Raw genomic sequence first — 24844 nt, 5'->3', positions numbered from 1 at the left:
TATTATGCGTTTACAGGGGTTAATGATTCTTTTAAAATATCTCTAACTTCTGGTTTACAACTTCCACACCCTAAACCTGCACCAGTAGTTTTACAAAGTTCGGCAAAGTCATTACATCCATTTGTAATGGCTTGTTTTAAATTACCATCACCAACTTGACTACAAGAACAAACTAATTTTCCTATAACAGGTTCTCCACCACCGCTACCTCGTAATAATTCATCACGTTTGTCAGATAATTCTACTCGATCCTCTATTAAGGCTTTAAATTCTGCAAATTCATTTTTATCACCCATTAATACGGCTCCAACCAAAATATCGTCTTTTACTACACATTTTTTGTAGTAGCGTTTGCGTTCATCAGTTAAAATAATTTGCTCATAAGAATTGTCTCCTTTAGGAATTTCAATATTACCAATACTGCACAAGTCAAGATTTTCAAATTTTAAAATGTTCATCAAAACAGATCCATCGTAAAGGCTTCCTAAATCTCCTAAAATAAATTTAGCAGCTACATCTGCTTGTTGTTCTGCAGCCGAAGTAATACCAAACAACCAACCATTGTATTGAGCAATTTCTCCTAAGGCAAAAATGTTAGGATCGCTAGATTGTAGGTGCTGATTTACTTCAATTCCTCTACCGCAATTTAGCTTTATTTCTCTACCAAGTTCAATGTTTGGAATGGTACCAATAGCATATACAATAGCATTGGTTTTTATAATTTTACCTGTTTTTAATCTTACCTCTAACTCGGTTTCTTTTTCAGTTTCAAAAACAGTATCTACTTCGTTGTTATAATGTATTTGGATTCCTCTCTCTAAAACATCTTGACCTAACAATCTACTAGAAACCAAATCTAATTGACGTTCCATTAATCTGTTTGCACGTTGAATAATGCTTGATTTGATGTCTATTTTAGAAAGTGATGCTGCCAACTCTAAACCAAGTAATCCACCACCTACAATGGTAACATGTTGTTTGTGTTGAGGTAGTCCTGTTTTTTCTAGATGGTTTTTTAAAGCATCTGCATCTTTTTTAGTACGCATGGTAAATGCTCCAGGCATATCTAATCTGCAATCTTTAGGAACAAAGGCTCTACTACCGGTAGCCATAATTAAAATATCGTAATGATGTGTTTTACCGTTACTGTCGGTTATTGTTTTTTCTTCTCTATTTATTTTTACAATACTACAGCTAGCGTGTAGGGTTACTTTTAATTTATCTAATTCCCCTTCTTTAATTTTTTGTAATTGTTCCCAGGTCATTTCTTCGTTAATGTATTCTGGTAACATTACACGATTGTAGAAAGGGTATGGTTCTAAAGAGAAAACATCTAATTCATCTTCGGTATTGTGTTCTCTATAGGTTTGAATAAATCTATAGGAAGCAGACCCAGCACCAATTAAGCATATTTTTTGTTTTTCTTTTTTAAACTTGGTTACTTGTGCAACAGCGTGTTTAAAATCGGGTTCGCTAGAAATAGGGTCAATTAATTCATTGGTTAAATTGTTTGCACGGCCAAAATCAGAACCAGATATTTTTCCAAAGTGCATTGGCATAAAAACAGATCCTTTTTTAATGTCTTTGTTAATTACGGCTTTTACTCTAGCTGTACCACGGTTGTTTTTTACAACTACTATTGTTCCTTCCTCAATATCTCTTTCTTGAGCATCTTTTTCGTTAATTTCAACATAAGGGCCATTAATATGAGTAAGTAAACGTTTTACTTTTCCTGTTTTGGTTCTGGTATGCCATTGGTCTCTAATACGACCTGTGTTTAGTATTAATGGAAATTCTTCTGTTGGTTGTTCTGATTGGTTATAGATGTTTTGGGCAATATTAAAGTTTGCTTTACCGTCTTTTGTGTAAAATTGTTTGTCGGTAAATAATCTTGGTGTTCCTTGACTATCCTCGGTAGGAAATGGCCATTGAACAGTTCCTAAATCTTTTAATTTTTGATAAGTTAAGGCAGAGATATCAATATTAGTTCCTTTGGTCATTTTACAATATTCCTTGTAAACTTCCTCTGCGTTTTTAAAATCAAAACCTCTATAATTCATAGCCTGTGCAAATCGCCATAAAATTTCAGCATCTGGCAAAGCTTCACCTGGAGGCTCTATTCCTTTTTCTAAATAAGAAATTCTACGTTCTGAGTTAGACATGGTTCCTTCTTTTTCTAGCCAACCTGCTGCAGGTAATAATAAATCTGCATATTTGGTGGTTTCAGAATTGTGAGAAATGTCTTGAACTACTACAAACTTTGCTTTTTTAAGAGCTCTTTCTACTTTATTAGAGTTTGGTAAACTCACTACAGGATTGGTGCAAATAATCCAAATAGCTTTTAAGTCACCTTTGTCTAAAGCATCAAACATTTTGGTAGCAGTATAGCCAGGCTTAGGGTTTATAGGATTACTCCCCCAAAAATCAGAAACCTCTTTTCGGTGTTCAGGGTTCATTAAATCTTTGTGAACAGCCAATAAATTAGCCATTCCTCCAACTTCACGTCCACCCATAGCGTTAGGTTGTCCTGTTAAAGAAAATGGTCCAGATCCTGGTTTTCCTATTTGCCCGGTAACCAAAGAAATGTTTAATAAAGATACGTTTTTGTCAACTCCAATAATACTTTGGTTTAGCCCCATGGTCCACATACTAATGAATCCTTTGGCATTACCAATATATTTTGCTGCTAGTTTAATGTCGTCTAAAGCAACATCACAAATTTTAGCAGCATCTTCTAGAGAAGTTTCAAAGACTTGCTTTTTAACATCTTCAAAATTATTGGTGTGGTTTAAAATAAAGTCGATATCAATTTTGTCCGTTTCTATCAATTCACGAACAATAGCGTTGTTTAAAATAACATCGGTTCCTTGTTGAATTTGTAGGTGCAAATCTGCAATGGCAGTGGTTTGTGTTTTTCTTGGGTCTACTACAATAAATTTGGTGTCGGGATTGGCTTCTTTATGATTTTCCAGTCTTCTGTATAGGATTGGGTGACACCAAGCAGGATTTGCTCCAGTAATTAAAAAAGTATCTGCCAATTCAATATCTGCATAAGCAATGGGTACAGAATCTTCTCCTAATGCTTTTTTATAACCTACTACAGCAGAACTCATACACAATCTAGAATTGGTGTCTACATTGTTGGTTCCAATAAATCCTTTGGCTAATTTGTTAACCAAGTAGTATTCTTCTGTTAAACATTGTCCAGATACATAAAAACCTACGCTGTCTGGTCCGTGTTTTTTTATGATTGATTTAAAAACAGCAGCCGCTCTTTCAAATGCAGTATCCCAAGAAACTCTTTTTAAAGGATGGTTTTTACTCCATTTCATTTCTGGGTATAAAATTCTATCCGTAGTGTCTTGTGCAACATAGTGAAGATTCATTCCTTTAGAACAAAGCATTCCTTTGTTTACAGGGTGGTCTTCATCTCCAGTTACCTTTAAAGTTCCGTTATTATCTTTATTAACTATAATTCCGCAACCTACTCCACAGTAAGAACAAGTTGTTTTGTATGATTTATTTGCAGACATATTGATTCGGTTTTTGTAGAATACTCATGCAAATATACTAAAATTACGTAGATATTAAGTATATATACGTAGTTTTAAAGAAATGATTTTGTTTAAAATTTAAATATTTGGGTTATAGGATATTGTAGGGAAGCTGATAAGGTTAGATAAAAATAAGAGTTGTGGCATAAATGAAAAAAGCCCGAGCAAATTGCTCGAGCCTTTAACACTGAATAATTAAGGAATAATTACTGAATATTTTATAAGAACTTAGGTTTGATAATTAACATGATCCAAGCCCAGTTTTGAGTACTTTTTGCTCCAGTTACGGTATCAGGCTCAAAGAATTGAGAATAACCTCCAACTAATTTAAATCCTTTGAATCCTTTAGCAACTACTAAGTCTAATTCAGATCCTAATTCAGAACCAGCACCATCTAAATCTTCTACTTCAGAAAAGTTGTGATATTTTAAACTTACTGCAGCACCTGCAATTTTACTAGATACACTAGCATTTAAATCGTTTAAACCTCCAGCATTTCCGTGGTTTCCTACGTAAAATCTATCCATCAAACCATTAAATTTGTGGTTGGTTCCATATAAAGGGAAGAATGCAGCAGAATCGTCAGTTTTTCCAGAAATAGTTTCGTATCCTAAACCAAAAGCAACTTTGTCTAATTTGTATCCTAGATCTAAACTAGCTAAATATGCTCCATCAACAGTAACATCTGCACCACCTACGTTTCTGTTTCCGTTTTGTAAATAAGCATTTGCGCTAGCAGTAAAAGCCCCTGTTTTGTAGTCTAAATGTGCACCAGCAGTTTTTATGGTTGATTTGTTTTCGGTTGCTGCTTGATGAGTGGTTACTAAACCTAATAAAGAAACGTTTAAACTTCCATAAGTTTTGTTAACTCTTAAAAATCCCATATCTCTGTAAGAAAATAATGTAGCAGATGGGTAAATAGTACCTGCATAAGTGTTTAAAGAACCTCCTAAGTCTAAATTGTATCCATCGTTGCTGTATTTAAAAACAGCAGCATCGTGAGTTCTTGCTTGTTGAGCCCAACCTAATCCTCCTAAAATTCTTTGATCGTCATAAGATAATGGTTGACGACCTACTTTCAGGCTACCTCCTTCGAATAAATTAATATCAGCCCAAGCTTCTTGAAATCTTAAATTACCATTTCCTGTTGCAGATATTTGTGTTCTGTCTCCATAAAAGAATACTTCTTGTACACCTAAGTATAATGTGTAAGAGTCGCTTTTGTAAGTGGCATTAAGAGCTGCTCTTACTGATGTTTTGATAAATGATTCAGATCCTGCAGGAGCAGTGCTTCCTCCTGGTGTTGCAGGTGTTGCAGTAAATGGTCCTCCGCTTCCACCTAATTCTGTTCTAGGTCTAAATTCTCCAGATAATGAAAATTTTGATTCTTCTTGTGCGTTAGCAAGAGTAGTAAACGCAAATGTTGCAATTAATAATGATTTAGTGAATTTCATAATTAAGTTTATTAAGTTGTTTTTGTTGATTATTTCTTCGCTATTAAAAACGAAATAGTTAAAAATGGTTTAATGTTCTAAAAAGTCAATTAGATGTTTTCTGTATTTGTAGTAATCATCATGTTCTAAAATGGCTTTTCTTGTTCTAGGTCTTTCAAATTCAATAGGGAGTACATCACCTATTTTGGCTTTAGGTCCACTGGTCATCATTACAACACGATCTGCTAAAAAGATAGCTTCATCCACATCATGAGTAATCATAACAGCAGTAATTTTTTCTTTGTTCCAAACGTCTATCAAAACATCTTGTAGCTGACCTCTGGTTAAAGAATCTAACATTCCAAAAGGTTCGTCTAATAATAGTACTTTTGGTTTGATAGCGAATGCTCTAGCTATACCAACTCTTTGTTGTTCTCCTTGAGAAATTTCTGATGCTCTTTTGTTAAAAGCGCTATCCATTCCTACTTTGTGTAAATAATATTTACAGATGTCTTCTTTTTGTTTTTTTGTAGCTTGTGGGTATACTTTTTTTACCCCTAGCATTACGTTTTCCATAGTGGTTAGCCATGGCATTAAACTAGGTGCTTGAAAAATAACTCCTCTGTCTGGTCCAGGTCCTTTGATGCTGCTTCCTAATACAGATATTTTACCTCCAGAAATTTCGTTCAATCCTGCCATCATAGATAGCATGGTTGTTTTTCCACATCCAGAATGTCCAATAATGGTGATAAATTCTTCTTTTCTTATTTGTAGATTAAGGTTTTCTAGTACTACGTAATCTCCATTAGGAGTTGGGTATACTTTTTTTAGGTCTACCAAATCTAACATCACTTCGTTAGATGGAAACTTCTCTATTTTTGGATTGTGTATTAATTGGTTCATGTCCGTCAGTTTTAATTATTATCCCATCTAAAATCTTTAGGTTGAATATTTGGTAGTTCATAGTTAACAGTGCTTTTTGCTGCTTGTTGTTCTCCTAAATCCATTAAATATTCAATAATTTCAAGTCGAGTTTTTTTGTACTCTTCATTGTCGTTAAGAGCTGTTTTGTCTCTAGGTCTTTCAATGTTTATTTTAAATTCTGGTCCTAAAGTTGCTTTTGGTCCGGGTTTTAATGGGATAATCCTATCGGCCATGTACATTGCTTCGTCAACATCATTGGTAATTAATAAGGCTGTACGTTTGTTAACTTCCCAAATTTTTAGAATTTCATCTTGCAGATTTCCACGAGTTAAGGCATCTAAGGCTCCTAAAGGTTCGTCCATAATAATCATTTCAGGATTCATGGATAATGCTCTGGCAACAGAAACACGTTGTCTCATTCCTCCAGATAATTCTTTTGGATATTTGTTTAGTGCGTGTGTTAATCCTACCATTTCTACGTGTTCTTTTACACGAATATCTTTTTCTTGTTTAGAGGCTTTTGGAAAAGCTTCTTGAATAGCCATATCAATATTTTGATACACGGTAAGCCATGGTAATAAAGAGTAGTTTTGAAAAATAACACCTCTTTCGTGGCTAGTGTCTTCTACGGGTTTTCCTTTAAAAATAACTTCACCTTCGGTTGGTTTTAATAATCCGTTAATTAGGTTTACCAAAGTTGTTTTTCCACTTCCTGAAAATCCTACAATGGCAACAAACTCCCCTTCTTCAATATTTAAATTGATGTTGTTAAGAATTTCACCCTTATATTCCTTTGCAGGATTGTAGGTTTTGTATATGTTTTTGAGTTCTAATATAGCCATGATATTTAGTTTTAAGGTTTCTTAAATGGTTTCTTTTTCAAAAGAAACTAAGTTTTGTATAAATAACATGATTCTGTCTAATGCAAATCCAATGAAACCGATAACAAACATGGCTACAATTATTTTAGAGTTAGAATCCATAGCTCCGTTTTGAAACTCTTCCCATACAAAAGAACCTAAACCTGGAGATTGTGCTAACAATTCAATAGCAATTAATACCATCCAAGCTACTGATAAGGTAATTCTTAATCCTGTAAAAATTAAGGGTAAAGATGCTGGTAATATTACTTTGAATATTTTTTGAAGTGGTCTTAGTCTTAAAACTTTTGCAACGTTAATATAATCTGTGTTTACAGAAGCTACTCCCATTGCTGTGTTTACTAAGGTAGCCCACATAGAACAAAGTCCTACAGATATAAATGATATAATAAAAGAACTATCGCTGTCAGAATTTTTGGTTAAGGTTTTTACAATCATAAAAACTAATAATAACCACACTACTGGAGATACTGGTTTAAAAATTTGAATAATCCAGTTGATTGATCCTCTTAAGGTTTCACTAAGTCCAAGTACAATACCAATGGGAACAGCAATAAATAATGCTAGTAAAAAACCAGCGAATACTGTTTTTAAACTTGTTTTTATTTGGTCTACAAATGAAGGTCTCCCTGTGTAGGTTATGGCTTTTTTACCTTGTGCTACACGTTTTTTATTCATCTCAAAAGTTTTTTCTGCAAATGCTTTTTTGTCTGCTGAAATTTGTTTGTGGTCTTTTAGTAAAGTTTGATAAGCTTCATAAACTTGAGAAGGAGAGGGTAGGGTGTTGGGTTGACAATTGGCATCGCCAGACTCCATACATGCTTTTAGCTTTGCAGCTTCTGCTTCTCCTTGGTTGTTAATAGCTGCTTCAATTTTATAATTAGCTTCTTTGTTATAAAGTGTTTTAGATCCTACTTGCCAAAGCCCTATAAATATGAATACAGAAGCAACAGGTGCAACTATTTTTCTCATCACCGCTTTGGTGTTTTTTTCTGGTTCTTCTTTATTTATCAAACGTATTAGTGGTTCTAAAAAACCTAGGCCAATAAACTTAACTCCTTTGATGATTGAATCTTTCATGATGTACTTTTTTTCCTTAATGCTTCCTTAGTTGTTCAGTAATGTAAATCGGGGATGGGTTGTCCCCGATTGTAATCTTTTTAAGTATAGATTAGTCTTTGTTTCCTATTTTAAATGAGTTGATGTAACCTATAGGGTCTTTACCGTCATATTTGTTTCCATCAATAAAGTCAGTGGTAGCTGGCTTGTATCCATCTGTTTTTGGAATGTCTGTTGCTGGAATTTTTCCTTCTTTTACTAATAATTCAGCTGCTTTTTTCCAAATATCAGGTCTGTAGATGTCTTTTGCTTTTTCAGCGTACCATTCTGCCGGTTTTGTTTCAGGAATTTGTCCCCATCTTCTCATTTGAGTTAAGAACCAAACTGCATCAGAATAGAAAGGATATGTTGCGTTGTAACGATAGAATACGTTAAAGTCTGGCATTTCACGTTTGTCTCCTTTTTCAAATTCAAAAGTTCCTGTCATAGAGTTTGCTAATACAGCTTCATCAGCTCCAACATATTGTGGCATAGATAGTATTTTTACAGCTTCAGCTCTATTTCCAGGAGCATCTAACCATTGTCCGGCTCTAATTAATGCTTTGGTTACGGCTACAGCAGTGTTTGGGTTTTCTTCAACAAATTTCTTTGTCATTACAAATACTTTTTCTGGGTTGTTTTTCCAGATATCATAGTTTGTTGTAACGGGAACTCCAATTCCTTTAGCAACCGCTTGTTGGTTCCAAGGTTCTCCTACACAGTATCCGTAAATAGTTCCTGCTTCTAATGTAGCTGGCATTTGTGGTGGAGGTGTTACAGATAATAAAACATCTGCATCAATTTGTCCTTGAATGTTGTCAGCAGAATACATACCTGGTTTAATTCCAGCAGCAGCTAACCAATATCTAATTTCGTAGTTGTGAGTAGATACAGGGAATACCATTCCCATTTTAAATGGTTTACCTTCGTTTTTGTATTGAGTAATTACTGGTTTTAATGCATCAGCACTAATTGGGTGTACTGGCTTTCCATCTTTGTCTTTTTTAACATGTGGTTTCATTCCTTCCCAAACTTTATTAGAAACTGTAATTCCGTTTCCGTTTAAGTCCATAGAAAAAGGAGTAACCAAAGCTGCCTGACGTCCAAATCCTGCTCCTGCAGCAATAGGTTGTCCTGCTAACATGTGAGAACCATCTAATTGTCCATCAATTACTCTATCTAAAATATTTTTCCAGTTAGATTGTGCTTCTACAGAAACAAATAATCCTTCTTCTTCAAAAAAACCTTTTTCTTTTGCAATAGCTAAAGGAGCCATGTCTGTTAATTTAATAAAACCAAAAGTTAACTGTGGTTTTTCAATTTCTAATGATGTGCTTGCAGGAGCAACGGTGGTTGATGTTGTTTCCTTTTTTTTCTTGTCTCCGCAAGATGCAATCATAAACGCTGCTGCAATCAATGTAGAGGCTTTAAAAAATGTAATTTTCATGTTGTTTGAATTTAGTTAATTACGTATTGATACTTAGTTTTAGCAAAGGTATGTACGTAGTTTAGTTACGTAAACCTTGTTTAGGCATATTGAGTTAAGTTTTTAGACATAAAAAAAACTGCCTATTAGCAGTTTTTGTTTTATTTCTAAGTGTTTACGTAGTTTTTAACTATCTAAGAAGAAGTTGTGTTCGGAGATTTCTTTCTTAAGTTTAGGAACATCAAGTATTTTTATAAGTTTAGATTTTGTGTAGATTAGGTCTTCTTTTTTTAAGGCAGATAAAATACGTATTACTTGTTCGTCTGTAGTTCCTGCATAGTCTGCAAGTTCTTTTCTAGATAACTCAATCCCTATAACACCATTGTCTTCTCCAAATTTTCTATATAAGTAGAGTAGCATGTCAATTACTTTTTCTCTAACGGTCATTTGAGACATGGTTTTTACCTTGGTTTCGCTTCTGTTTAGTTCTTCTGCATAAAAATGCATAAAATCAAAAGTAACTTTAGGTTCTGATAATAAAATGTCTTTAAGTAGTGCGGTAGAGAAATTGCATAAAACAGTATCTTCTAGAGCTGTTGCTCCAATTTTATAAGTTTCTCCCATACCAAACCCACGGTGACCAATTACTTCTCCATCTTTTGAAAGTCTAAGTATTTGTTCTTTCCCGTTGTATCCAGTTTTGATAACCTTAACCTTACCACTGTAGATAAAATATAAACCGTTTACAGGAGCTCCTTCCATAATAAACTGTCTAGATTTTTTACATTGTATGGTGTGTTTTTGTTCCGTAATCTCTGGGTTTATATTGTTTATGTGACCCAAGTTTTTTTTGATTAAGCACGTCTCATTGGTGCAGTTTGTACAGCTGTAACTCATATTTCTACGTATTTATACGACAAATTTATTGATTAATTTTGTTAATCTAAGTATTACTACGTATATTTGCCTCGTAGTACAAAGTAAAACAAACTTATTTATATATGAAAACAATTTTAGTAATAGGTAACGGAATGGTAGGTTATAAGTTTTGTGAAAAGCTTATGGCTAAGACTGAGAGTAGTAACTATAAGGTGGTTGTTTTTGGTGAAGAGCCAAGGCCAGCTTATGACAGAGTACACTTAAGTGAGTATTTTGCAGATCAAGATGCGGAGAGGTTGAGTATGGCTCCAAGGTCTTGGTATGAGGAAAACAACATTGAGTTGATTACCAATGAACGTGTAACCGACGTTCATAGAGCAACTAAAACCATTACAACAATTAATGATAAGGAGTATACTTATGATTATTTGGTGTTGGCTACAGGTTCTTCTGCATTTGTGCCTCCTATTCCAGGGGTAGAAAAAAAAGGAGTATTTGTTTATAGGACTATAGAGGATTTAGATGCTACTATGTCCTATGTAGAGGAGATTAAAAAAAATAAACCAAATGGAAAGGCTGCTATTTTAGGTGGAGGTCTTTTAGGGTTAGAGGCAGGAAAGGCTATTATTGATATGGGGCTTGAAACTTCAGTAGTGGAATTTGCTCCTAGATTAATGCCAAGACAGCTTGATAATGATGCTAGTAAAGTTTTACAGCGTAAGTTAGAAGATATAGGTCTTGATATATTGTTGAGTAAAGGAACTCAGAATATAGAAGGAGATGATGCTATTACAGGAATGAGATTTTCTGAAGATGAAGTGTTGCCTGTAGATATGTTATTGGTTTCTGCAGGAATTCGTCCAAGAGATGAATTGGCTAAAACCTGTGGGTTAGAGGTTGGAACACGTGGGGGTATTGTTGTGTCTAACGATATGAGAACTTCTGACGATAATGTTTTTGCTATTGGAGAGTGTGCTTTGTTAAATCATATGATTTATGGTTTGGTGGCTCCTGGTTATGATATGGCGGGTATTGCAGTAGATCAAATATTAGGTGGAGATAGTTTAATGCCAACATCAATTGATATGTCTACCAAGTTAAAGTTGAGTGGAATTGATGTTGCTAGTTTTGGAGATGCGTTAAATGAAGCAAAAGAAAGTGAATCTATTGTTTATGAAAATAAATTTCAAGGAATTTATAAAAAAATAAATGTTTCTAAAGACGGTAAAAAGTTGTTAGGAGGAATTTTGGTGGGAGATGCAAGTGATTATAATATGTTGCACCAAATCTTTTTAAATGGAATGAAAATTCCTGAAAATCCTGAAGACTTAATTTTAGGAGCAAGAGGAGGAGAAGAGGCTAGTTTTGGTTCTGCGTTGGATTTACCAGATAGTGCTGTTGTTTGTTCTTGTGAGGCTGTAACAAAAGGTCAAATTTGTTGTAAGGTCGATGAAGGAATGACTTCGTTAAAAGAAATTGCAGGAGCAACTAAAGCAACAACAGGTTGTGGAGGTTGTAAGCCTATGGTTACAGATTTAATTAATGAGTCATTAAAAGCTCAGGGAGTTACTGTTAAAGAAACTGTTTGTGAGCATTTTGATTATTCTCGTCAAGAGTTATATGATATTGTAAAGTTAAAAGGGATTAAAACTTACGCAGAATTGTTGTCAACTCATGGTAAGGGAAAGTTGGGTTGTGAAACTTGTAAGCCTGTAGCGGCATCATTGTTTGCAAGTATTTATGCAGACACAGGAAATGATCACAATGTGATTCAAGATTCAAACGATAAGTTTTTAGCTAATATTCAGCGTAATGGTACATATTCAGTAGTACCAAGAGTTGCAGGAGGGGAAATTACTCCAGAGCAGTTAATAGTTTTAGGGCAAATAGGTAAAAAATACGATTTATATACTAAAATTACTGGAGGAGCTCGTATTGACTTTTTTGGAGCTGAGTTACATGAATTGCCATTGATTTGGAAAGATTTAATTGATGCTGGTTTTGAATCAGGTCATGCTTATGGTAAGTCATTACGTACGGTAAAATCTTGTGTAGGCTCTACATGGTGTCGTTATGGTATGGATGAATCTGTGTCCTTTGCTATTGAAATAGAAAACAGGTATAAAGGATTGCGTTCTCCTCATAAAATAAAAGGAGGGGTGTCTGGATGTATTCGTGAGTGTGCTGAGGCAAGAGGAAAAGATTTTGGAATTATAGCTGTAGAAGGAGGATGGAACTTGTATATTGGTGGAAATGGAGGAGCTACTCCAAGACATGCTGAGTTGTTGGCAGAGAAAATTACCAATGAAGAAGTGATAAGATTTACAGACCGTTTCCTAATGTATTATATTAAAACAGCTGGACCTTTAGTAAGAACAGCTGCTTGGTTAGATAAGATTGAGGGAGGAATAGAGCATGTAAAAGATGTGGTGATTAATGATTCTTTAGGATTGTGTGATCAATTAGATGCAGATATGGCTGGCTTGGTTGATGCTTATAAATGTGAGTGGAAAGAAGCAATAGAGAATATTGATGAACAAAACAATCGTTTTGCTCATTTTGTAAACTCTGATGAAAGTGATGAAACTATAGAGTTTGTGTCATTAAGAGATCAAAAAATGCCAAAACTATGGTCTTAAGTTTAAGTATCTAATCCTTAAAAAAGAAAACAATGAATTCAATTTTAGAACAATATAAAACAGTATCAGAATCAGAAGTAAAAGAATGGTTCAAAGCAGCTCCAGTAACTAAGTTTCCTGAAAACGGAGGAGCTTGTGTAAAAGTTAATAACAAACAAATTGCTGTGTTTAATTTTACAGCAGAAGGAAAATGGTATGCATCTCAAAATGTATGTCCACATAAAATGGAAATGGTACTTTCTAGAGGTATGATTGGTGAAGACTGTGGTACTCCTAAAATAGCATGTCCATTGCATAAAAAAACTTTTTCTCTTGAAACAGGAGAAAATTTAAACGGAGAAGATTATTCAATAGCTGTATTTCCAGTAAAAATTGAAGACGGTTTCGTTTATATCGGTACTCATTAATAAAGTACTTTTATTAATAAGTTTGTTTTATACTCAACTAAGCTCGATGTTTACATCGAGCTTTTTTGGTATTTAAGAGTTTTTAAGCTGTTTTTAGGATTTTTTCTTGTAACAGTCTAAATTGCTTAGGAATTAGGTTTCTTTTGGCTTCGTTGTAAACGGAAACGTACAAATAAGGATTGTTTTTCTTTGCTTTTAGAATCAAATCAAAGTACTGAGAATAAGTGAGTTTTTTCATAGTAAAGAGTGTTTGTTAAGTTAGAGTTCTCTCAAAGTTAATTAAATATTGTATTTAATAAGTTGATTTTTGTCAGGTTTAGAGTTTTTTTTGAATGATATGTTGTTTGGTGGGGATTTTAATTTCTAAATCTTATTAATCTACTATATAGGTAGGAATTGTATATTTGTTGTTATGTTGTCAAAGAAAACCAAATACGGAATTAAAGCGTTAACCTACTTAGCAAAGAGGTCAGAAAATTGTCCTGTGCAAATTTCAGAAATAGCCAAGCATGAAAACATATCGGTAAAATTTTTAGAGAGAATTCTTTTAGAGCTTAGAAAAGCAGGGGTGTTAGATTCTAAAAAAGGAAAAGGAGGTGGGTATTTTTTAGCCAGATTACCTAAAAATATCCCAATGACAGATATAATTCGTACTTTAGAAGGACCTATTGCGATGGTGCCTTGTGTCTCTTTAAATTTTTATAAAAAATGTGATGATTGTAAAAGTGAAGAGGTTTGTGCTGTTAACAAATTAATGATACAAGTAAGAGATAGCTCGTTACAGGTTTTTAGAAATACATCATTACAAGATTTAATTACTTATTAATATGGCTTTTATTAAAGTTTTTTCAGGAAATTCATTTGAGGTTGAACGTGTAAAGCTATCCCTTCAAGAACAGGGCATTGAGCCTATTATAAAAGATATTTCAGAATCTGCGAGGCTTGCTGGTTTTGGAACTTTAAGGCTAGAAAAAGAAGTTTTTGTTCATTCTGATCAAGAACAGCAAGTCAAAGAGATTCTTTCTTCACTAAAATAAATGGTCATTCTAGACAGATGTTTTTTTAAATAAAATTTATTATCCTACTAATTTTGTAGATTTTTAGTTTTTTTGTTGTGGGCATGTAATAAAAACTATACCTTTGCGACCTACTTGTTGTTATTTCCTACTTGATGAGTAGGGTAATGAGTAAAATGAATAAAAAGAGAATGGTAACAGAGAAAGTTTTTAATAGTGAAGGAGATAGCAGTTATGCTAAGTCAGTGTCTTCAGAAAAACCAATACGTAGTGTTGTAAAAGCTATTAGTTGGAGAGTGATAGGTAGTTTAGATACTTTAGTAATATCTTGGATTGCTACTGATGATATAACAACAGCAACATCAATTGCTTCTATAGATCTTTTTACAAAAATGATATTGTACTTTTTTCACGAACGCATTTGGAATGCAATAAAATGGGGTAAATAAAATGAGTAAAAAATACACAGAGGAGCAAATAGCAGAGTTTAATGCTAAGTTGGCAGAAAAATCACCAGAAGAAATAGTTGCTTGGGCAGTTATTAGAGCTAAAAAGCCCGTAGTTACTACTAATTTTAGACCTTACGAGGGAGCTATATTATATGCGGTAACTAGCGTAAAACCAGATATTGATGTTGTTTGGTGTGACACTGGATACAATACTCGTAACACATACAAGCATGCAGAAGATTTAATTAAGTTATTGGATTTAAATATTGATTTATATGTTCCTAAACAAACCTCTTCTCACCGTGATGCTGTGATGGGAATTCCTCAGATAGATGATCCAATGCACAAAGTCTTTACAGAGCAAGTAAAGCTAGAGCCTTTTAAAAGAGCCATGGCAGCACATCAACCAGATGTTTGGTTCACTAATTTAAGAAAAGGTCAAACTGCTTTTAGAGATTCTATTAATGTAGTTTCTCAGGGTGAAGATGGGATTTTAAAAGTGAGCCCTTTTTATAATTATACAGATGAGCAGTTAGATGCTTATTTAGAAAAAAATAACATTCCAAACGAACACAAATATTTTGATCCTACAAAAGTATTAGGAAATAGAGAGTGTGGATTGCATAATTAATTTAGTACAAAGTACTAAGTTTTACAGAAGAATAAAACATAAATATACGTAGCAGTTGTAGTCTTAGTACTTTGTACTAACTACTAAATACTAAAACAAGAAATGAACGAATTAAGAGTAAATACATTAGAAAGCGAAGCCATTTACATTTTAAGAGAAGTAGCAGCGCAATTTGAAAAACCAGTGTTATTGTTCTCTGGAGGAAAAGATTCTATTACATTGGTAAGATTGGCTCAAAAAGCATTCTGGCCAGCAAAAATTCCTTTCCCGTTTTTACACGTAGATACTGGTCATAACTTTCCCGAAACCATTGAATTTAGAGACCGTTTAGCTAAGGAGTTAGGAATTGAATTAATTGTGCGTAACGTACAAGATAATATTGATGCTGGTAAAGTAACAGAAGAAACTGGAAAATATGCATCTCGTAACATGTTACAAACTGAAACATTGTTAGATGCTATTGAAGAATTTGGTTTTGATGCTTGTATTGGAGGTGCTCGTAGAGACGAAGAAAAAGCAAGAGCTAAAGAACGTATTTTTTCTGTAAGAAGTGATTTTGGTGAGTGGGATGAAAAAAATCAACGTCCAGAATTATTTGATTTGTTAAACGGTAAAATAGAATTAGGACAAAACGTACGTTGTTTTCCTATCTCTAACTGGACAGAATTAGATGTTTGGTCTTATATAGAAAGAGAAGAAATTGAAATTCCATCTATCTATTTTGCACACAAACGAAAAGTATTCTTAAGAGACGGAATGATTTGGTCTGCTGAAGATGATGTAGTTTACCGTGAAGAGGATGAAAAAGTAGAAGAAATGATGGTTCGTTTTAGAACTGTAGGAGATATGAGTTGTACAGCAGCTGTATTGTCTGATGCTGTTTCTATTTCTAAAGTAGTTCAAGAAATTAGAGATTCATCAATTTCAGAACGTGGTGCTCGTATTGATGATAAAAGATCAGAAGCTGCGATGGAAAAACGTAAACAACAAGGATACTTTTAAAAGTACTGAGTACTTAGTATAAAGTACAAAGCAGATAAAAACACATAAAGTACGAAGCAACTGTAAACTTAATACTCAGTACTGACTACTTAATACTATAAAATTAAAAAAACACAGAAAGTACACGTAGTCACTGAAACTTAATATTCAGTACTCAGTACTTAATACTATAAGTAAAATGGAAGTTTTAAAAATAGCAACAGCAGGAAGTGTAGATGATGGAAAAAGTACGTTAATAGGACGTATTTTATACGATACACGTTCTTTAACAGATGATAAACTAGAAGCAATTGAGCGTACTAGTAAGCAAAAAGGATTTGATTACTTAGATTTTTCTTTAGCTACGGATGGTTTGGTTGCAGAAAGAGAACAAGGAATTACCATTGATGTAGCACATATTTATTTTTCTACAAAAAAGAAAAGCTACATCATTGCAGATACTCCAGGGCACGTAGAATATACTCGTAACATGGTTACAGGAGCTTCTACATCACAAGCAGCTATTATTTTGGTAGATGCTCGTAACGGAGTCATAGAACAAACTTACCGTCACTTTTTCATCAATAACTTATTAAAAGTTAAAGATATCATTGTGGCTGTAAATAAAATGGATTTGGTTGATTTTGCTCAAGATAAGTTTGAAGCTATCAAAGCAGAAATTACAGATTTAGCAAAAAGAGCAGGTTCAACCCAAAATATTACATTTATTCCTGTATCGGCATTACAAGGAGATAACGTGGTAGATGCTTCAGAAAATACACCTTGGTATAGTGGAACAACTTTATTAGCGCATTTAGAAGCTTTAGAAGCTCAAGATGTGTACGAAGAATCTGTAGCTCGTTTACCAGTACAAACAGTAATTCGTCCTAAAACAGATCAGTTTCACGATTTTAGAGGATATGCAGGAAAATTATATGGAGGTAGTTTAGCTGTAGGAGATGAGGTAACGGTATTACCATCAAAAACCGTATCTAAAATAAAAGATATTTATTTCTTTGATAAGAAATATGAGATTGCCACTAGAGGAACATCTATCAATGTAACTTTAGAAAATGATATTAATATTTCTCGTGGAGATATTATTGTAAAAGCATCAGAATTGCCAAAAGAAACAAAGCAACTAAATGCAAAAGTTTGTTGGATGGATACTACCAATTTAGTAGTAGGTAAAAAATATTTATTACAACAAGGTGCTAATGTAATTGCAGCAAAAGTAGCAACTATAGATGCAGTAATTGCAACAGATTTTTCTGGAGAAACAGCAGCAACGGAATTAAAAATCAATGAAATTGGAAAAGTATCATTTAAACTAGCCAAAACATTGTTTTATGATACGTATGCAGAAAACAAAACAACAGGATCTTTTATTTTAATAGATCCTCAAACAAACAATACCTCAGGAGCTGGATTTATTCAGTAATTGAAGTAATAAGTACATAGTATTGAGTACTGAGTTAATGGTGCTTGATTTAAAAATGAAATATTAATAAAACAAGTTTTAAAGTTTTAAAAATTAGTAAAAGCTAGTCTTTTACTTTTTACTTAATACTTTGGACTACAAAAACAAAGTTTTTGACCATGCAAAGTTTTAGATCAGAAATAGAAAACCCTATTGTTCAAAAAGATATTATTGAATTAGGAGATAAAATTCAACAGTTTTACGATGGTAAAATTGATGAAGAAAAATTTAGAAGTTTACGTTTAGCACGTGGAGTGTACGGTCAACGTCAGTTTGGAGTACAAATGATTCGTATTAAATTACCATACGGAAAAGTAACTTCTGACCAATTATTAAGAATATGTGATGTTTCTGAGGAATACTCAAGAGGACGTTTGCATATTACTACTCGTCAAGATATTCAAATTCACTATGTAAGTTTAGACAGAACTCCAGAATTATGGGCAGAGCTAGAAAAAAGTGATGTAACCATTCGTGAAGCTTGTGGAAACGCAGTACGTAACGTAACAGCATCACCAGATGCAGGGATCAATCCAGAGGAACCGTTTGATGTTTCTCCATATGCACATGCCGTATTTAAATTCTTTTTACGTAACCCAATTTGTCAAGAATTAGGACGTAAATTCAAGGTTTCTTTCTCTTCTGCAGATGATGATTCAGCGTTGTCTTATATGCATGATATAGGTTTTATTGCTAAAATAAAAGTAGTAGATGGTAAGCCTGTATTAGGATTTAAAGTAATGTTAGCAGGAGGATTAGGTTCTCAGCCTCGTTTGGCTGATGTAGCTCACGAATTTTTAGAAACAGATAAAATAATTCCTTACATGGAATCTATTTTACGTGTGTTCGATAGATACGGAGAGCGTTCTAAAAGAGCCAAAGCACGTTTAAAATTCTTAGTAAAAGATTTAGGTTTAGAAGCTTTTAACGAGTTGGTTGCTACAGAGCAAAAAGCATTATCAAACCAAACAGTAGAAATTAGTACTGAAGGTTTTGATAACAATCCAGATCTATCAGGAATTGTAGCTCCAGAAGTTACTATTGATGATGTAGAAGCTTATGAAGCATGGAAAGCAAGCAATGTTTTTGCTCAAAAGCAAGAAGGGTTGTTTGCTATTGGAATTAAAGTAAATATAGGAGATTTCTACTTGCCAGAAGCAAGAGCTTTGGCTGCTTTAATTAAAGAGTATGCTGCAGATGAATTAAGATTTACATTACGTCAAAATATATTAGTACGTCACGTACGCGAAGATTTATTACCATTCTTCTACACAAAATTAAAAGAATTAGGATTTACAGATTTAGGATACGAATCTATTGTAGATGTTACTGCATGTCCAGGAACAGATACTTGTAACTTAGGAATTGCCTCTTCTACAGGAGCAGCAGTTGAATTAGGGAAAGTGTTAAGAGCAGAATATCCAGAATTTGCAAACGATTCTGATTTGGTGATTAAAATTTCTGGATGTATGAATGCTTGTGGTCAACACAACTTATGTAACATCGGTTTCCAAGGAATGTCTGTAAAAGCAGGTAAATATGTAGCTCCAGCCTTACAAGTTTTATTAGGAGGAGGAACTTTAGGAAATGGAGAAGCAAGAATTGCAGATAAAGTAATTAAAGTTCCGTCTAAAAGAGGACCAGAAGCATTAAGATTGATCTTAAATGATTATATAGAAAACTCTGGAGGAGCAGATTTTATTGAGTATTACGAATCTCAAGGAGGTCAAAAATATTTCTATGATTTCTTAAAGCCATTGTCTAGTACTGATGATTTAGTAGAGTCTGATTTTATTGATTGGGGGAACGAAGAGAAGTATGAAAAGGCTGTAGGAGTTGGAGAATGTGCTGGTGTTGTTATTGATTTGGTTGCTACTTTATTGTACGATTCTAAAGAAAAATTAAACAACGCAAAAGAAACGTTTGAAGCAGGTAAATTAAGCGATGCCATTTATTTTGCATATAGCTCAATGGTACATACTGCTAAAGCAATTTTAACAGCAGAAGGAACAAAAACCAACACTCACAATAAAATTATTTCTGATTTTAACGAAATTTTTGTTCAAGGAGGAAAAATTGATTTAGGGACTGATTTTGAATCATTCATTTATCAAATTAACCAAAATGAACAATCAGCATCTTTTGCAAAGAGTTATATTGCTGATGCTGAAAAGTTCTACGGATTGGTAGATGCTTACAGACAAGCTGAGTTGGCAGAATAATTACAATAATTAAGAAGTAAGATTGAAGATTTAATTAATTTTGAATCTTCAATCTTAAAATAAAAATATGAGTAAAGGGAAATTAACATTAGTAGGAGCAGGGCCTGGAGATCCGGAACTAATTACACTAAAAGGAGTAAGAGCTCTAAAAGAAGCTGATGTTATTTTATACGATGCTTTGGCTAATGAAGAATTGTTAAGGCATGCAGAAAATGCAGAGAAAATCTTTGTTGGAAAACGAAGAGGAATGCACAAATTTATTCAAGAAAAAATACAAGAATTAATTGTAGAGCACGCTTCACAAGGAAAACATGTGGTAAGGTTAAAAGGAGGTGATCCTTTTATTTTTGGACGTGGTGCAGAAGAATTAAAATATGTATTAGAAAAAGGAATTGATTTTGAAATAGTGTCGGGGGTAACCTCTGCCATTGCAGCACCCGCTAGTTATGGAATATCGTTAACACAAAGAGGTGTAAACGAAAGTTTTAGGGTAATAACTGGGACTACTTCCGATTTAGAGTTGAGTAATGATATTGAAGCAGCAGCAAAATCGAACGTAACCATTGTCGTTTTAATGGGGATGAGCAAGTTAGAAAAAATTGTAAACGCATTCATTAAACAAGGAAAAACAGATATTCCTGTTGCTATTATAGAAAATGGAACCAAAGATATTGAACGTTTAGCTATTGGAACCATCAATACTATTTTAGATATCATCAATCAAAAAGGGTTAACCAATCCATCTATGATTGTAATTGGTGAAACCGTAAAAGAAAGCGAAGTATTGTATAAATACCTGTTAAACAAAAAAGGACAAACATTGTAATGGAAAAAAATCAATTATATCCAGTTTTCTTAAAAGTTACAGCACTAAACACTTTAATTGTAGGAGGTGGAAACGTAGCTTTAGAAAAATTGTCTTTTTTGTTAAAATCTAGTCCAGATGCTAAGGTAACCATGATTTCTCCATTTTATAGAGAAGAAACTATTGCCAAGGCAAATGAAGGAAAAGTAAGAATGGTTGTAGGGAATTACGATGCGAGTATGTTAGAAGGAAAGCATATAGTAATTGCTACGACTGATGTACCCGAAGTAAATTTAAAAGTTTACAACGACTGTAAAGAACGTGCTATTTTGGTGAATTTGGCAGACAATCCTCCGTATTGCGATTTTTATATGGGTGGAATTGTAACCAAAGGAAATGTAAAAATTGGAATTTCTACCAATGGAAAATCTCCTACTATGGCAAAACGTTTACGTCAGTTTTTTGAATCGGTATTACCTGAAAATATTGATGATTTGGCTGAGTACTTAAATAAGTATAGAGATACAATCAAAGGAGACTTTGAAGAAAAAGTTGAAAAGATGAACGAGTTTACCAAAGGTTTGGTAGATAACGTTAAAAATAAGATTAAAGAATAAAAATAGTGATTGATTGGAAAATTATTCCGATTTTTGCAGTCGTTATTTAAAATGATAATAAATAAAAAAGTAAGATAATGATTAAAACAGATATCTTAATCATCGGAGCAGGACCAGTAGGTATGTTTGCGGTATTCGAAGCAGGTTTGTTAAAGTTGCACTGTCACTTAATTGATGCATTGCCTCAACCAGGAGGACAATGTTCTGAAATTTATCCAAAAAAACCTATTTATGATATTCCAGCGTATCCTGAAGTATTAGCAGGGGATTTGATAGATAATTTAGCAGAGCAAATTAAGCCTTTTGAACCAGGTTATACTTTAGGTGAAAGAGCTGAAACTATTGAGAAGTTAGAAGATGGAACTTTTAAGGTGGTAACCAATAAAGGAACAGAGCACTATGCTCCAACAGTATTTATTGCTGGTGGATTAGGATCTTTTGAGCCTCGTAAACCGCCTATTAAGGAATTAGCAGAATACGAAGATAAAGGAGTAGAATATATTATTCGTGATCCAGAATTTTATCGTGATAAGCGTGTAGTCATTTCAGGAGGAGGAGATTCAGCTTTAGACTGGTCTATTTTCTTATCTGATGTAGCTAGTGAAGTATCATTAGTACACAGAAGAAATGAATTTAGAGGAGCTTTAGATTCTGTTGAAAAAGTATCTGAATTATCTAAATCAGGAAAAATCAATTTAATTACTGATGCTGAGGTAAAAGGAATTAATGGTGATGGAAAAGTAGAGTCAGTAATGATTAAGCATAAAACAGAAGGTGAAATCATTAAAGAATGTGATCACTTTATTCCATTGTTTGGATTGTCTCCAAAATTAGGACCTATTGCTAATTGGGGATTAGAAATTGAGAAAAATGCCATTGTTGTAAACAATGCATTAGATTATCAAACTAATATTCCTGGTATTTTTGCTATTGGAGATGTGAACACATATCCTGGTAAATTAAAATTAATCCTTTGTGGTTTCCACGAGGCTACAATTGCTGTGCAATATGCATATAACATTATTAACCCTGGAAAGCGTTATGTAATGAAATATACAACTGTAAACGGAGTAGAAGGATTTGATGGAGAAAAGAAAGAAGCTAAAAAAGCAGTGGTAAAAAGCATGTAATTTTAGACTTACCATAAAACTTAAAAAACCTCAAAAGCGAAAGCTTTTGAGGTTTTTTTATTGCATTAAATTTTCATGTTTTTAAATTGCAGATAATGATATTATAGCCATCAGGATCTTGAATTAAAACTCCGTTTTTAGCCCAATATGGGTTTTTAGCAATATTCAATGAAATGTTGTTTTGTTGGATGTTTTTTAAGATTTGAGCATATTCTTTTTTACTCTGTGGGTAAAAAACAAATAAATCATCTTCATCAAAAGTGTTTTGAGGTTTGCTTTTGGAAACTGTGAATTCTAGATGCCAATCACATTCTTTTTCACCAATAAATACACCATCATAACCATTATGATTTTTAAAACTACCTAAGATTTCAAGATTTAGAATATTTACGTAAAAATTAGATATTACTTCTAAATTATTTGTGTGTCTAGCTGCTCTAAAAATCATTGCTAAATTACTGTTTACTCATTTCCATAATGAGTTCTGTTTCATCTAAGTGAAATAAAATTTTGTTGTTTTTTTGTTTGATGACAATCCCCATAATAGAATACTGATTGTTTTGATGACCAATTTTAATATGTTGTTCATTATCTATAAAAATCCAATTGGTATTGTTGGATTTTTCTGTAAATAACTTAAACATGGGAGTGTTAAAGGTAGTGTTGATGTTAAACTTTCCGTTGTTATGAAAACTAAAAGTAGCATTTTTAAAACCATCTGATAAGGCTTGAAATTGTACATCATTAGGACTACTTACAATATGGTTTACTTTCCAATCTCCATAAATATCGTCTTTACTTAAATCTTGTCCAAAAGAAGAAAGTATTGTAAAAAAGAAGAATAATGTTAGTAATTGTTTTATCATGGTATTGTTTTTTAATTATCTATAAATCTTTCAAAACTACCAAAGGCAGAACTTTCTCCTTTTGAGTTTCCTCTTAATTTTGGAGCGTGTTGTATAATTCTATCGGCCAACCTAGAGAATGGTAAACTTTGTAAATACACTTTTCCTGTTCCTTGTAAGGTTGCTAAAAATAGTCCTTCCCCTCCAAAAAACATCGATTTTAAATTTCCAGCTCTTTCAATATTATAATCTATTCCTTGGGTAAAAGCAACCAAACAACCAGTATCTACTAAAATAGATTCGTTATTTAATTCTTTTTCTATAATAGTTCCGCCTGCATGTAAAAAAGCCAAACCATCTCCTCTTAATTTTTGAAGTATAAATCCTTCTCCTCCAAAAAATCCTGCACCCAATCTTTTATTAAAAGTAATGCTTACTTGTGTTCCAAGTGCAGCACATAAAAAAGCATCTTTTTGACAAATAATTTCGTTGTTTATGGAACTTAAATCAATAGGAATAATAGCACCTGGGTAAGGAGCAGCAAAACTAACTTCTTTTTTCCCAAAACCCACATTGGTAAAATGTGTTAAAAAAATAGATTCGCCAGTTAGTACCCTTTTACCAACATTTAATAATTTTCCTAAGACTCCTTGGTTGGGCTGGGAACCATCACCCATTTTTGTTTCAAAAGCAATATCTCTATCCATCCAGTTCATAGAACCAGCTTCTGCAATTACAGTTTCTTGTGGATCTAACTCTATAGAAACAACTTGCATATCATTTCCGTGAATGGTGTAATCAATTTTGTGTGATTTCATTTTTTTTAAATTCAAAGTTAGTGGTTGTTTAAAAGAAAACTCAATCCTTATACAAGAAGAGGTTCTTTTACATAGCGATATAAATTTACTAAAAAGATTGATTTAAGTTAATGTTTTCTAAAAACATCTTTTCTATCACAATATTTTTAATAATTAAGCGATAGGTTGTATCTTTGCACCTCAATTTTAGCATCATAGTTAATTAAAATTCAGTAGAATGTCTGATATTACCATTAAGATTAAAGATAGAGAAGGAGTTGTTCACGAGTTACAAGCCCCAACAGATATGGCCATGAACATTATGGAGCTTTGTAAGGCTTATGAGTTGCCTGTAGAAGGAACTTGTGGTGGAATGGCTATGTGTGCTTCTTGTCAATGTTATATTTTATCGGATCACGAATTACCAGAAATGCAAGATGCTGAGGAGGATATGTTAGATCAAGCTTTTTATGTAGAAGATAATTCTCGTTTGGGATGTCAATTGCCAATTACCGAAGATTTAGACGGACTGGAAATTGAATTGGCTCCAGAGAGCGAAGTATAGTTAGAAGAAACTAGTTTAAAGATAAAGTTATTTAAAAGCTCAAAACCAAATGGTTTTGAGCTTTT

At 33.3% G+C, this 24844-nt stretch carries 24 protein-coding genes; 13 read left to right on the top strand and 11 right to left on the bottom strand.

Annotation, left to right across the window (positions count from 1 at the left end):
* Positions 1-2: 2 nt before the first annotated feature.
* The 7 genes from ACXGQT_RS07945 to ACXGQT_RS07915 all read right to left on the bottom strand — a co-directional run bounded on the left by ACXGQT_RS07945 (position 3) and on the right by ACXGQT_RS07915 (position 10159).
* Positions 3-3533 (bottom strand): molybdopterin-dependent oxidoreductase, encoded by a 3531-nt coding sequence (locus ACXGQT_RS07945; RefSeq protein ID WP_457828068.1) that lies wholly within the window; start codon positions 3531-3533, stop codon positions 3-5.
* 239 nt (positions 3534-3772) lie between these two features.
* Positions 3773-5008, bottom strand: coding sequence for a hypothetical protein (locus tag ACXGQT_RS07940; protein WP_457828067.1), 1236 nt, complete (start codon positions 5006-5008; stop codon positions 3773-3775).
* Positions 5009-5077: 69 nt separating this feature from the next.
* Positions 5078-5890, bottom strand: a complete 813-nt coding sequence (locus ACXGQT_RS07935; protein WP_457828066.1) for an ABC transporter ATP-binding protein — start codon at positions 5888-5890, stop codon at positions 5078-5080.
* 11 nt (positions 5891-5901) lie between these two features.
* Positions 5902-6753: an ABC transporter ATP-binding protein gene (locus ACXGQT_RS07930; RefSeq protein WP_457828065.1), complete on the bottom strand. Its 852-nt coding sequence runs from the start codon at positions 6751-6753 to the stop codon at positions 5902-5904.
* Between the two features lie 21 nt (positions 6754-6774).
* Complete coding sequence (locus ACXGQT_RS07925) at positions 6775-7872, bottom strand: ABC transporter permease (RefSeq protein ID WP_457828064.1); 1098 nt, start codon at positions 7870-7872, stop codon at positions 6775-6777.
* 91 nt (positions 7873-7963) lie between these two features.
* A complete protein-coding gene (locus ACXGQT_RS07920; RefSeq protein WP_457828063.1) occupies positions 7964-9337 on the bottom strand; it encodes a CmpA/NrtA family ABC transporter substrate-binding protein in 1374 nt (457 codons plus the stop codon).
* A gap of 165 nt (positions 9338-9502) precedes the next feature.
* On the bottom strand, positions 9503-10159 hold the full coding sequence (locus ACXGQT_RS07915) for a Crp/Fnr family transcriptional regulator (RefSeq protein ID WP_457828062.1): 657 nt from the start codon (positions 10157-10159) through the stop codon (positions 9503-9505).
* A 158-nt stretch (positions 10160-10317) separates the two neighbouring features.
* On the opposite strand from ACXGQT_RS07915, the gene nirB reads away from it, so the two are divergent.
* Entirely contained in the window at positions 10318-12834 is a 2517-nt protein-coding gene (gene nirB, locus ACXGQT_RS07910; RefSeq protein WP_457828061.1) for a nitrite reductase large subunit NirB, read from the top strand.
* 32 nt (positions 12835-12866) lie between these two features.
* Positions 12867-13241 carry a nitrite reductase small subunit NirD gene (nirD, locus tag ACXGQT_RS07905; RefSeq protein ID WP_457828060.1) on the top strand — a complete coding sequence of 125 codons (375 nt, stop codon included), beginning with the start codon at positions 12867-12869 and terminating at the stop codon, positions 13239-13241.
* 82 nt (positions 13242-13323) lie between these two features.
* Here the strand turns inward: nirD and ACXGQT_RS07900 are convergent, their stop codons facing one another.
* The gene (locus tag ACXGQT_RS07900) at positions 13324-13479 is read right to left on the bottom strand and encodes a hypothetical protein (RefSeq protein WP_457828059.1); all 156 of its coding nucleotides are present in this window, start codon (positions 13477-13479) and stop codon (positions 13324-13326) included.
* A gap of 174 nt (positions 13480-13653) precedes the next feature.
* Between ACXGQT_RS07900 and ACXGQT_RS07895 the strand changes: the two genes are divergently transcribed.
* The 10 genes from ACXGQT_RS07895 to ACXGQT_RS07850 all read left to right on the top strand — a co-directional run bounded on the left by ACXGQT_RS07895 (position 13654) and on the right by ACXGQT_RS07850 (position 22572).
* Positions 13654-14067, top strand: a complete 414-nt coding sequence (locus ACXGQT_RS07895) for an RrF2 family transcriptional regulator (RefSeq protein ID WP_457828058.1) — start codon at positions 13654-13656, stop codon at positions 14065-14067.
* Position 14068: 1 nt separating this feature from the next.
* A complete protein-coding gene (locus tag ACXGQT_RS07890) occupies positions 14069-14278 on the top strand; it encodes a putative signal transducing protein (protein WP_457828057.1) in 210 nt (69 codons plus the stop codon).
* A gap of 170 nt (positions 14279-14448) precedes the next feature.
* Positions 14449-14706, top strand: a complete 258-nt coding sequence (locus ACXGQT_RS07885) for a DUF2061 domain-containing protein (protein ID WP_457830805.1) — start codon at positions 14449-14451, stop codon at positions 14704-14706.
* 1 nt (position 14707) lies between these two features.
* Entirely contained in the window at positions 14708-15337 is a 630-nt protein-coding gene (locus tag ACXGQT_RS07880; protein ID WP_457828056.1) for a phosphoadenosine phosphosulfate reductase domain-containing protein, read from the top strand.
* A 102-nt stretch (positions 15338-15439) separates the two neighbouring features.
* Positions 15440-16339, top strand: a complete 900-nt coding sequence (cysD, locus tag ACXGQT_RS07875; RefSeq protein WP_457828055.1) for a sulfate adenylyltransferase subunit CysD — start codon at positions 15440-15442, stop codon at positions 16337-16339.
* 178 nt (positions 16340-16517) lie between these two features.
* Positions 16518-17759 (top strand): sulfate adenylyltransferase subunit 1, encoded by a 1242-nt coding sequence (locus ACXGQT_RS07870; protein WP_457828054.1) that lies wholly within the window; start codon positions 16518-16520, stop codon positions 17757-17759.
* 158 nt (positions 17760-17917) lie between these two features.
* Complete coding sequence (locus tag ACXGQT_RS07865; protein ID WP_457828053.1) at positions 17918-20020, top strand: HEPN domain-containing protein; 2103 nt, start codon at positions 17918-17920, stop codon at positions 20018-20020.
* 67 nt (positions 20021-20087) lie between these two features.
* Complete coding sequence (gene cobA, locus ACXGQT_RS07860) at positions 20088-20846, top strand: uroporphyrinogen-III C-methyltransferase (protein WP_457828052.1); 759 nt, start codon at positions 20088-20090, stop codon at positions 20844-20846.
* Positions 20846-21442 (top strand): precorrin-2 dehydrogenase/sirohydrochlorin ferrochelatase family protein, encoded by a 597-nt coding sequence (locus ACXGQT_RS07855; protein ID WP_457828051.1) that lies wholly within the window; start codon positions 20846-20848, stop codon positions 21440-21442. The genes cobA and ACXGQT_RS07855 overlap by 1 nt, the downstream gene beginning before the upstream one ends.
* A 77-nt stretch (positions 21443-21519) precedes the next feature.
* Positions 21520-22572, top strand: a complete 1053-nt coding sequence (locus ACXGQT_RS07850) for an NAD(P)/FAD-dependent oxidoreductase (protein ID WP_457828050.1) — start codon at positions 21520-21522, stop codon at positions 22570-22572.
* Positions 22573-22645: 73 nt separating this feature from the next.
* On the opposite strand, the gene ACXGQT_RS07845 is transcribed toward ACXGQT_RS07850, so the two are convergent.
* Genes ACXGQT_RS07845 through ACXGQT_RS07835 form a run of 3 tightly spaced genes read right to left on the bottom strand, consistent with a single transcriptional unit; the run spans position 22646 to position 24235 of the window.
* Entirely contained in the window at positions 22646-23020 is a 375-nt protein-coding gene (locus ACXGQT_RS07845; RefSeq protein ID WP_457828049.1) for a VOC family protein, read from the bottom strand.
* Positions 23021-23027: 7 nt separating this feature from the next.
* Positions 23028-23438: a hypothetical protein gene (locus ACXGQT_RS07840; protein ID WP_457828048.1), complete on the bottom strand. Its 411-nt coding sequence runs from the start codon at positions 23436-23438 to the stop codon at positions 23028-23030.
* A gap of 11 nt (positions 23439-23449) precedes the next feature.
* The gene (locus tag ACXGQT_RS07835; protein ID WP_457828047.1) at positions 23450-24235 is read right to left on the bottom strand and encodes a TIGR00266 family protein; all 786 of its coding nucleotides are present in this window, start codon (positions 24233-24235) and stop codon (positions 23450-23452) included.
* A gap of 217 nt (positions 24236-24452) precedes the next feature.
* Between ACXGQT_RS07835 and ACXGQT_RS07830 the strand changes: the two genes are divergently transcribed.
* Positions 24453-24779, top strand: a complete 327-nt coding sequence (locus ACXGQT_RS07830; protein WP_457828046.1) for a 2Fe-2S iron-sulfur cluster-binding protein — start codon at positions 24453-24455, stop codon at positions 24777-24779.
* Positions 24780-24844 lie beyond the last annotated feature (65 nt).

The organism is Wenyingzhuangia sp. IMCC45467 (assembly GCF_054111205.1).
This window is presented reverse-complemented; position numbering and strand designations above follow the sequence as displayed.

Excerpts from the sequence above, each read along its gene's own strand:
- ACXGQT_RS07945 (WP_457828068.1), bottom strand. The coding sequence starts at position 3,533 with ATGTCTGCAAATAAATCATACAAAACAACTTGTTCTTACTGTGGAGTA.
- ACXGQT_RS07940 (WP_457828067.1), bottom strand. The coding sequence starts at position 5,008 with ATGAAATTCACTAAATCATTATTAATTGCAACATTTGCGTTTACTACT.
- ACXGQT_RS07935 (WP_457828066.1), bottom strand. The coding sequence starts at position 5,890 with ATGAACCAATTAATACACAATCCAAAAATAGAGAAGTTTCCATCTAAC.
- ACXGQT_RS07930 (WP_457828065.1), bottom strand. The coding sequence starts at position 6,753 with ATGGCTATATTAGAACTCAAAAACATATACAAAACCTACAATCCTGCA.
- ACXGQT_RS07925 (WP_457828064.1), bottom strand. The coding sequence starts at position 7,872 with ATGAAAGATTCAATCATCAAAGGAGTTAAGTTTATTGGCCTAGGTTTT.
- ACXGQT_RS07920 (WP_457828063.1), bottom strand. The coding sequence starts at position 9,337 with ATGAAAATTACATTTTTTAAAGCCTCTACATTGATTGCAGCAGCGTTT.
- nirB (WP_457828061.1), top strand. The coding sequence starts at position 10,318 with ATGAAAACAATTTTAGTAATAGGTAACGGAATGGTAGGTTATAAGTTT.
- nirD (WP_457828060.1), top strand. The coding sequence starts at position 12,867 with ATGAATTCAATTTTAGAACAATATAAAACAGTATCAGAATCAGAAGTA.
- ACXGQT_RS07900 (WP_457828059.1), bottom strand. The coding sequence starts at position 13,479 with ATGAAAAAACTCACTTATTCTCAGTACTTTGATTTGATTCTAAAAGCA.
- ACXGQT_RS07895 (WP_457828058.1), top strand. The coding sequence starts at position 13,654 with ATGTTGTCAAAGAAAACCAAATACGGAATTAAAGCGTTAACCTACTTA.
- ACXGQT_RS07890 (WP_457828057.1), top strand. The coding sequence starts at position 14,069 with ATGGCTTTTATTAAAGTTTTTTCAGGAAATTCATTTGAGGTTGAACGT.
- ACXGQT_RS07885 (WP_457830805.1), top strand. The coding sequence starts at position 14,449 with ATGGTAACAGAGAAAGTTTTTAATAGTGAAGGAGATAGCAGTTATGCT.
- ACXGQT_RS07880 (WP_457828056.1), top strand. The coding sequence starts at position 14,708 with ATGAGTAAAAAATACACAGAGGAGCAAATAGCAGAGTTTAATGCTAAG.
- cysD (WP_457828055.1), top strand. The coding sequence starts at position 15,440 with ATGAACGAATTAAGAGTAAATACATTAGAAAGCGAAGCCATTTACATT.
- ACXGQT_RS07870 (WP_457828054.1), top strand. The coding sequence starts at position 16,518 with ATGGAAGTTTTAAAAATAGCAACAGCAGGAAGTGTAGATGATGGAAAA.
- ACXGQT_RS07865 (WP_457828053.1), top strand. The coding sequence starts at position 17,918 with ATGCAAAGTTTTAGATCAGAAATAGAAAACCCTATTGTTCAAAAAGAT.
- cobA (WP_457828052.1), top strand. The coding sequence starts at position 20,088 with ATGAGTAAAGGGAAATTAACATTAGTAGGAGCAGGGCCTGGAGATCCG.
- ACXGQT_RS07855 (WP_457828051.1), top strand. The coding sequence starts at position 20,846 with ATGGAAAAAAATCAATTATATCCAGTTTTCTTAAAAGTTACAGCACTA.
- ACXGQT_RS07850 (WP_457828050.1), top strand. The coding sequence starts at position 21,520 with ATGATTAAAACAGATATCTTAATCATCGGAGCAGGACCAGTAGGTATG.
- ACXGQT_RS07845 (WP_457828049.1), bottom strand. The coding sequence starts at position 23,020 with ATGATTTTTAGAGCAGCTAGACACACAAATAATTTAGAAGTAATATCT.
- ACXGQT_RS07840 (WP_457828048.1), bottom strand. The coding sequence starts at position 23,438 with ATGATAAAACAATTACTAACATTATTCTTCTTTTTTACAATACTTTCT.
- ACXGQT_RS07835 (WP_457828047.1), bottom strand. The coding sequence starts at position 24,235 with ATGAAATCACACAAAATTGATTACACCATTCACGGAAATGATATGCAA.
- ACXGQT_RS07830 (WP_457828046.1), top strand. The coding sequence starts at position 24,453 with ATGTCTGATATTACCATTAAGATTAAAGATAGAGAAGGAGTTGTTCAC.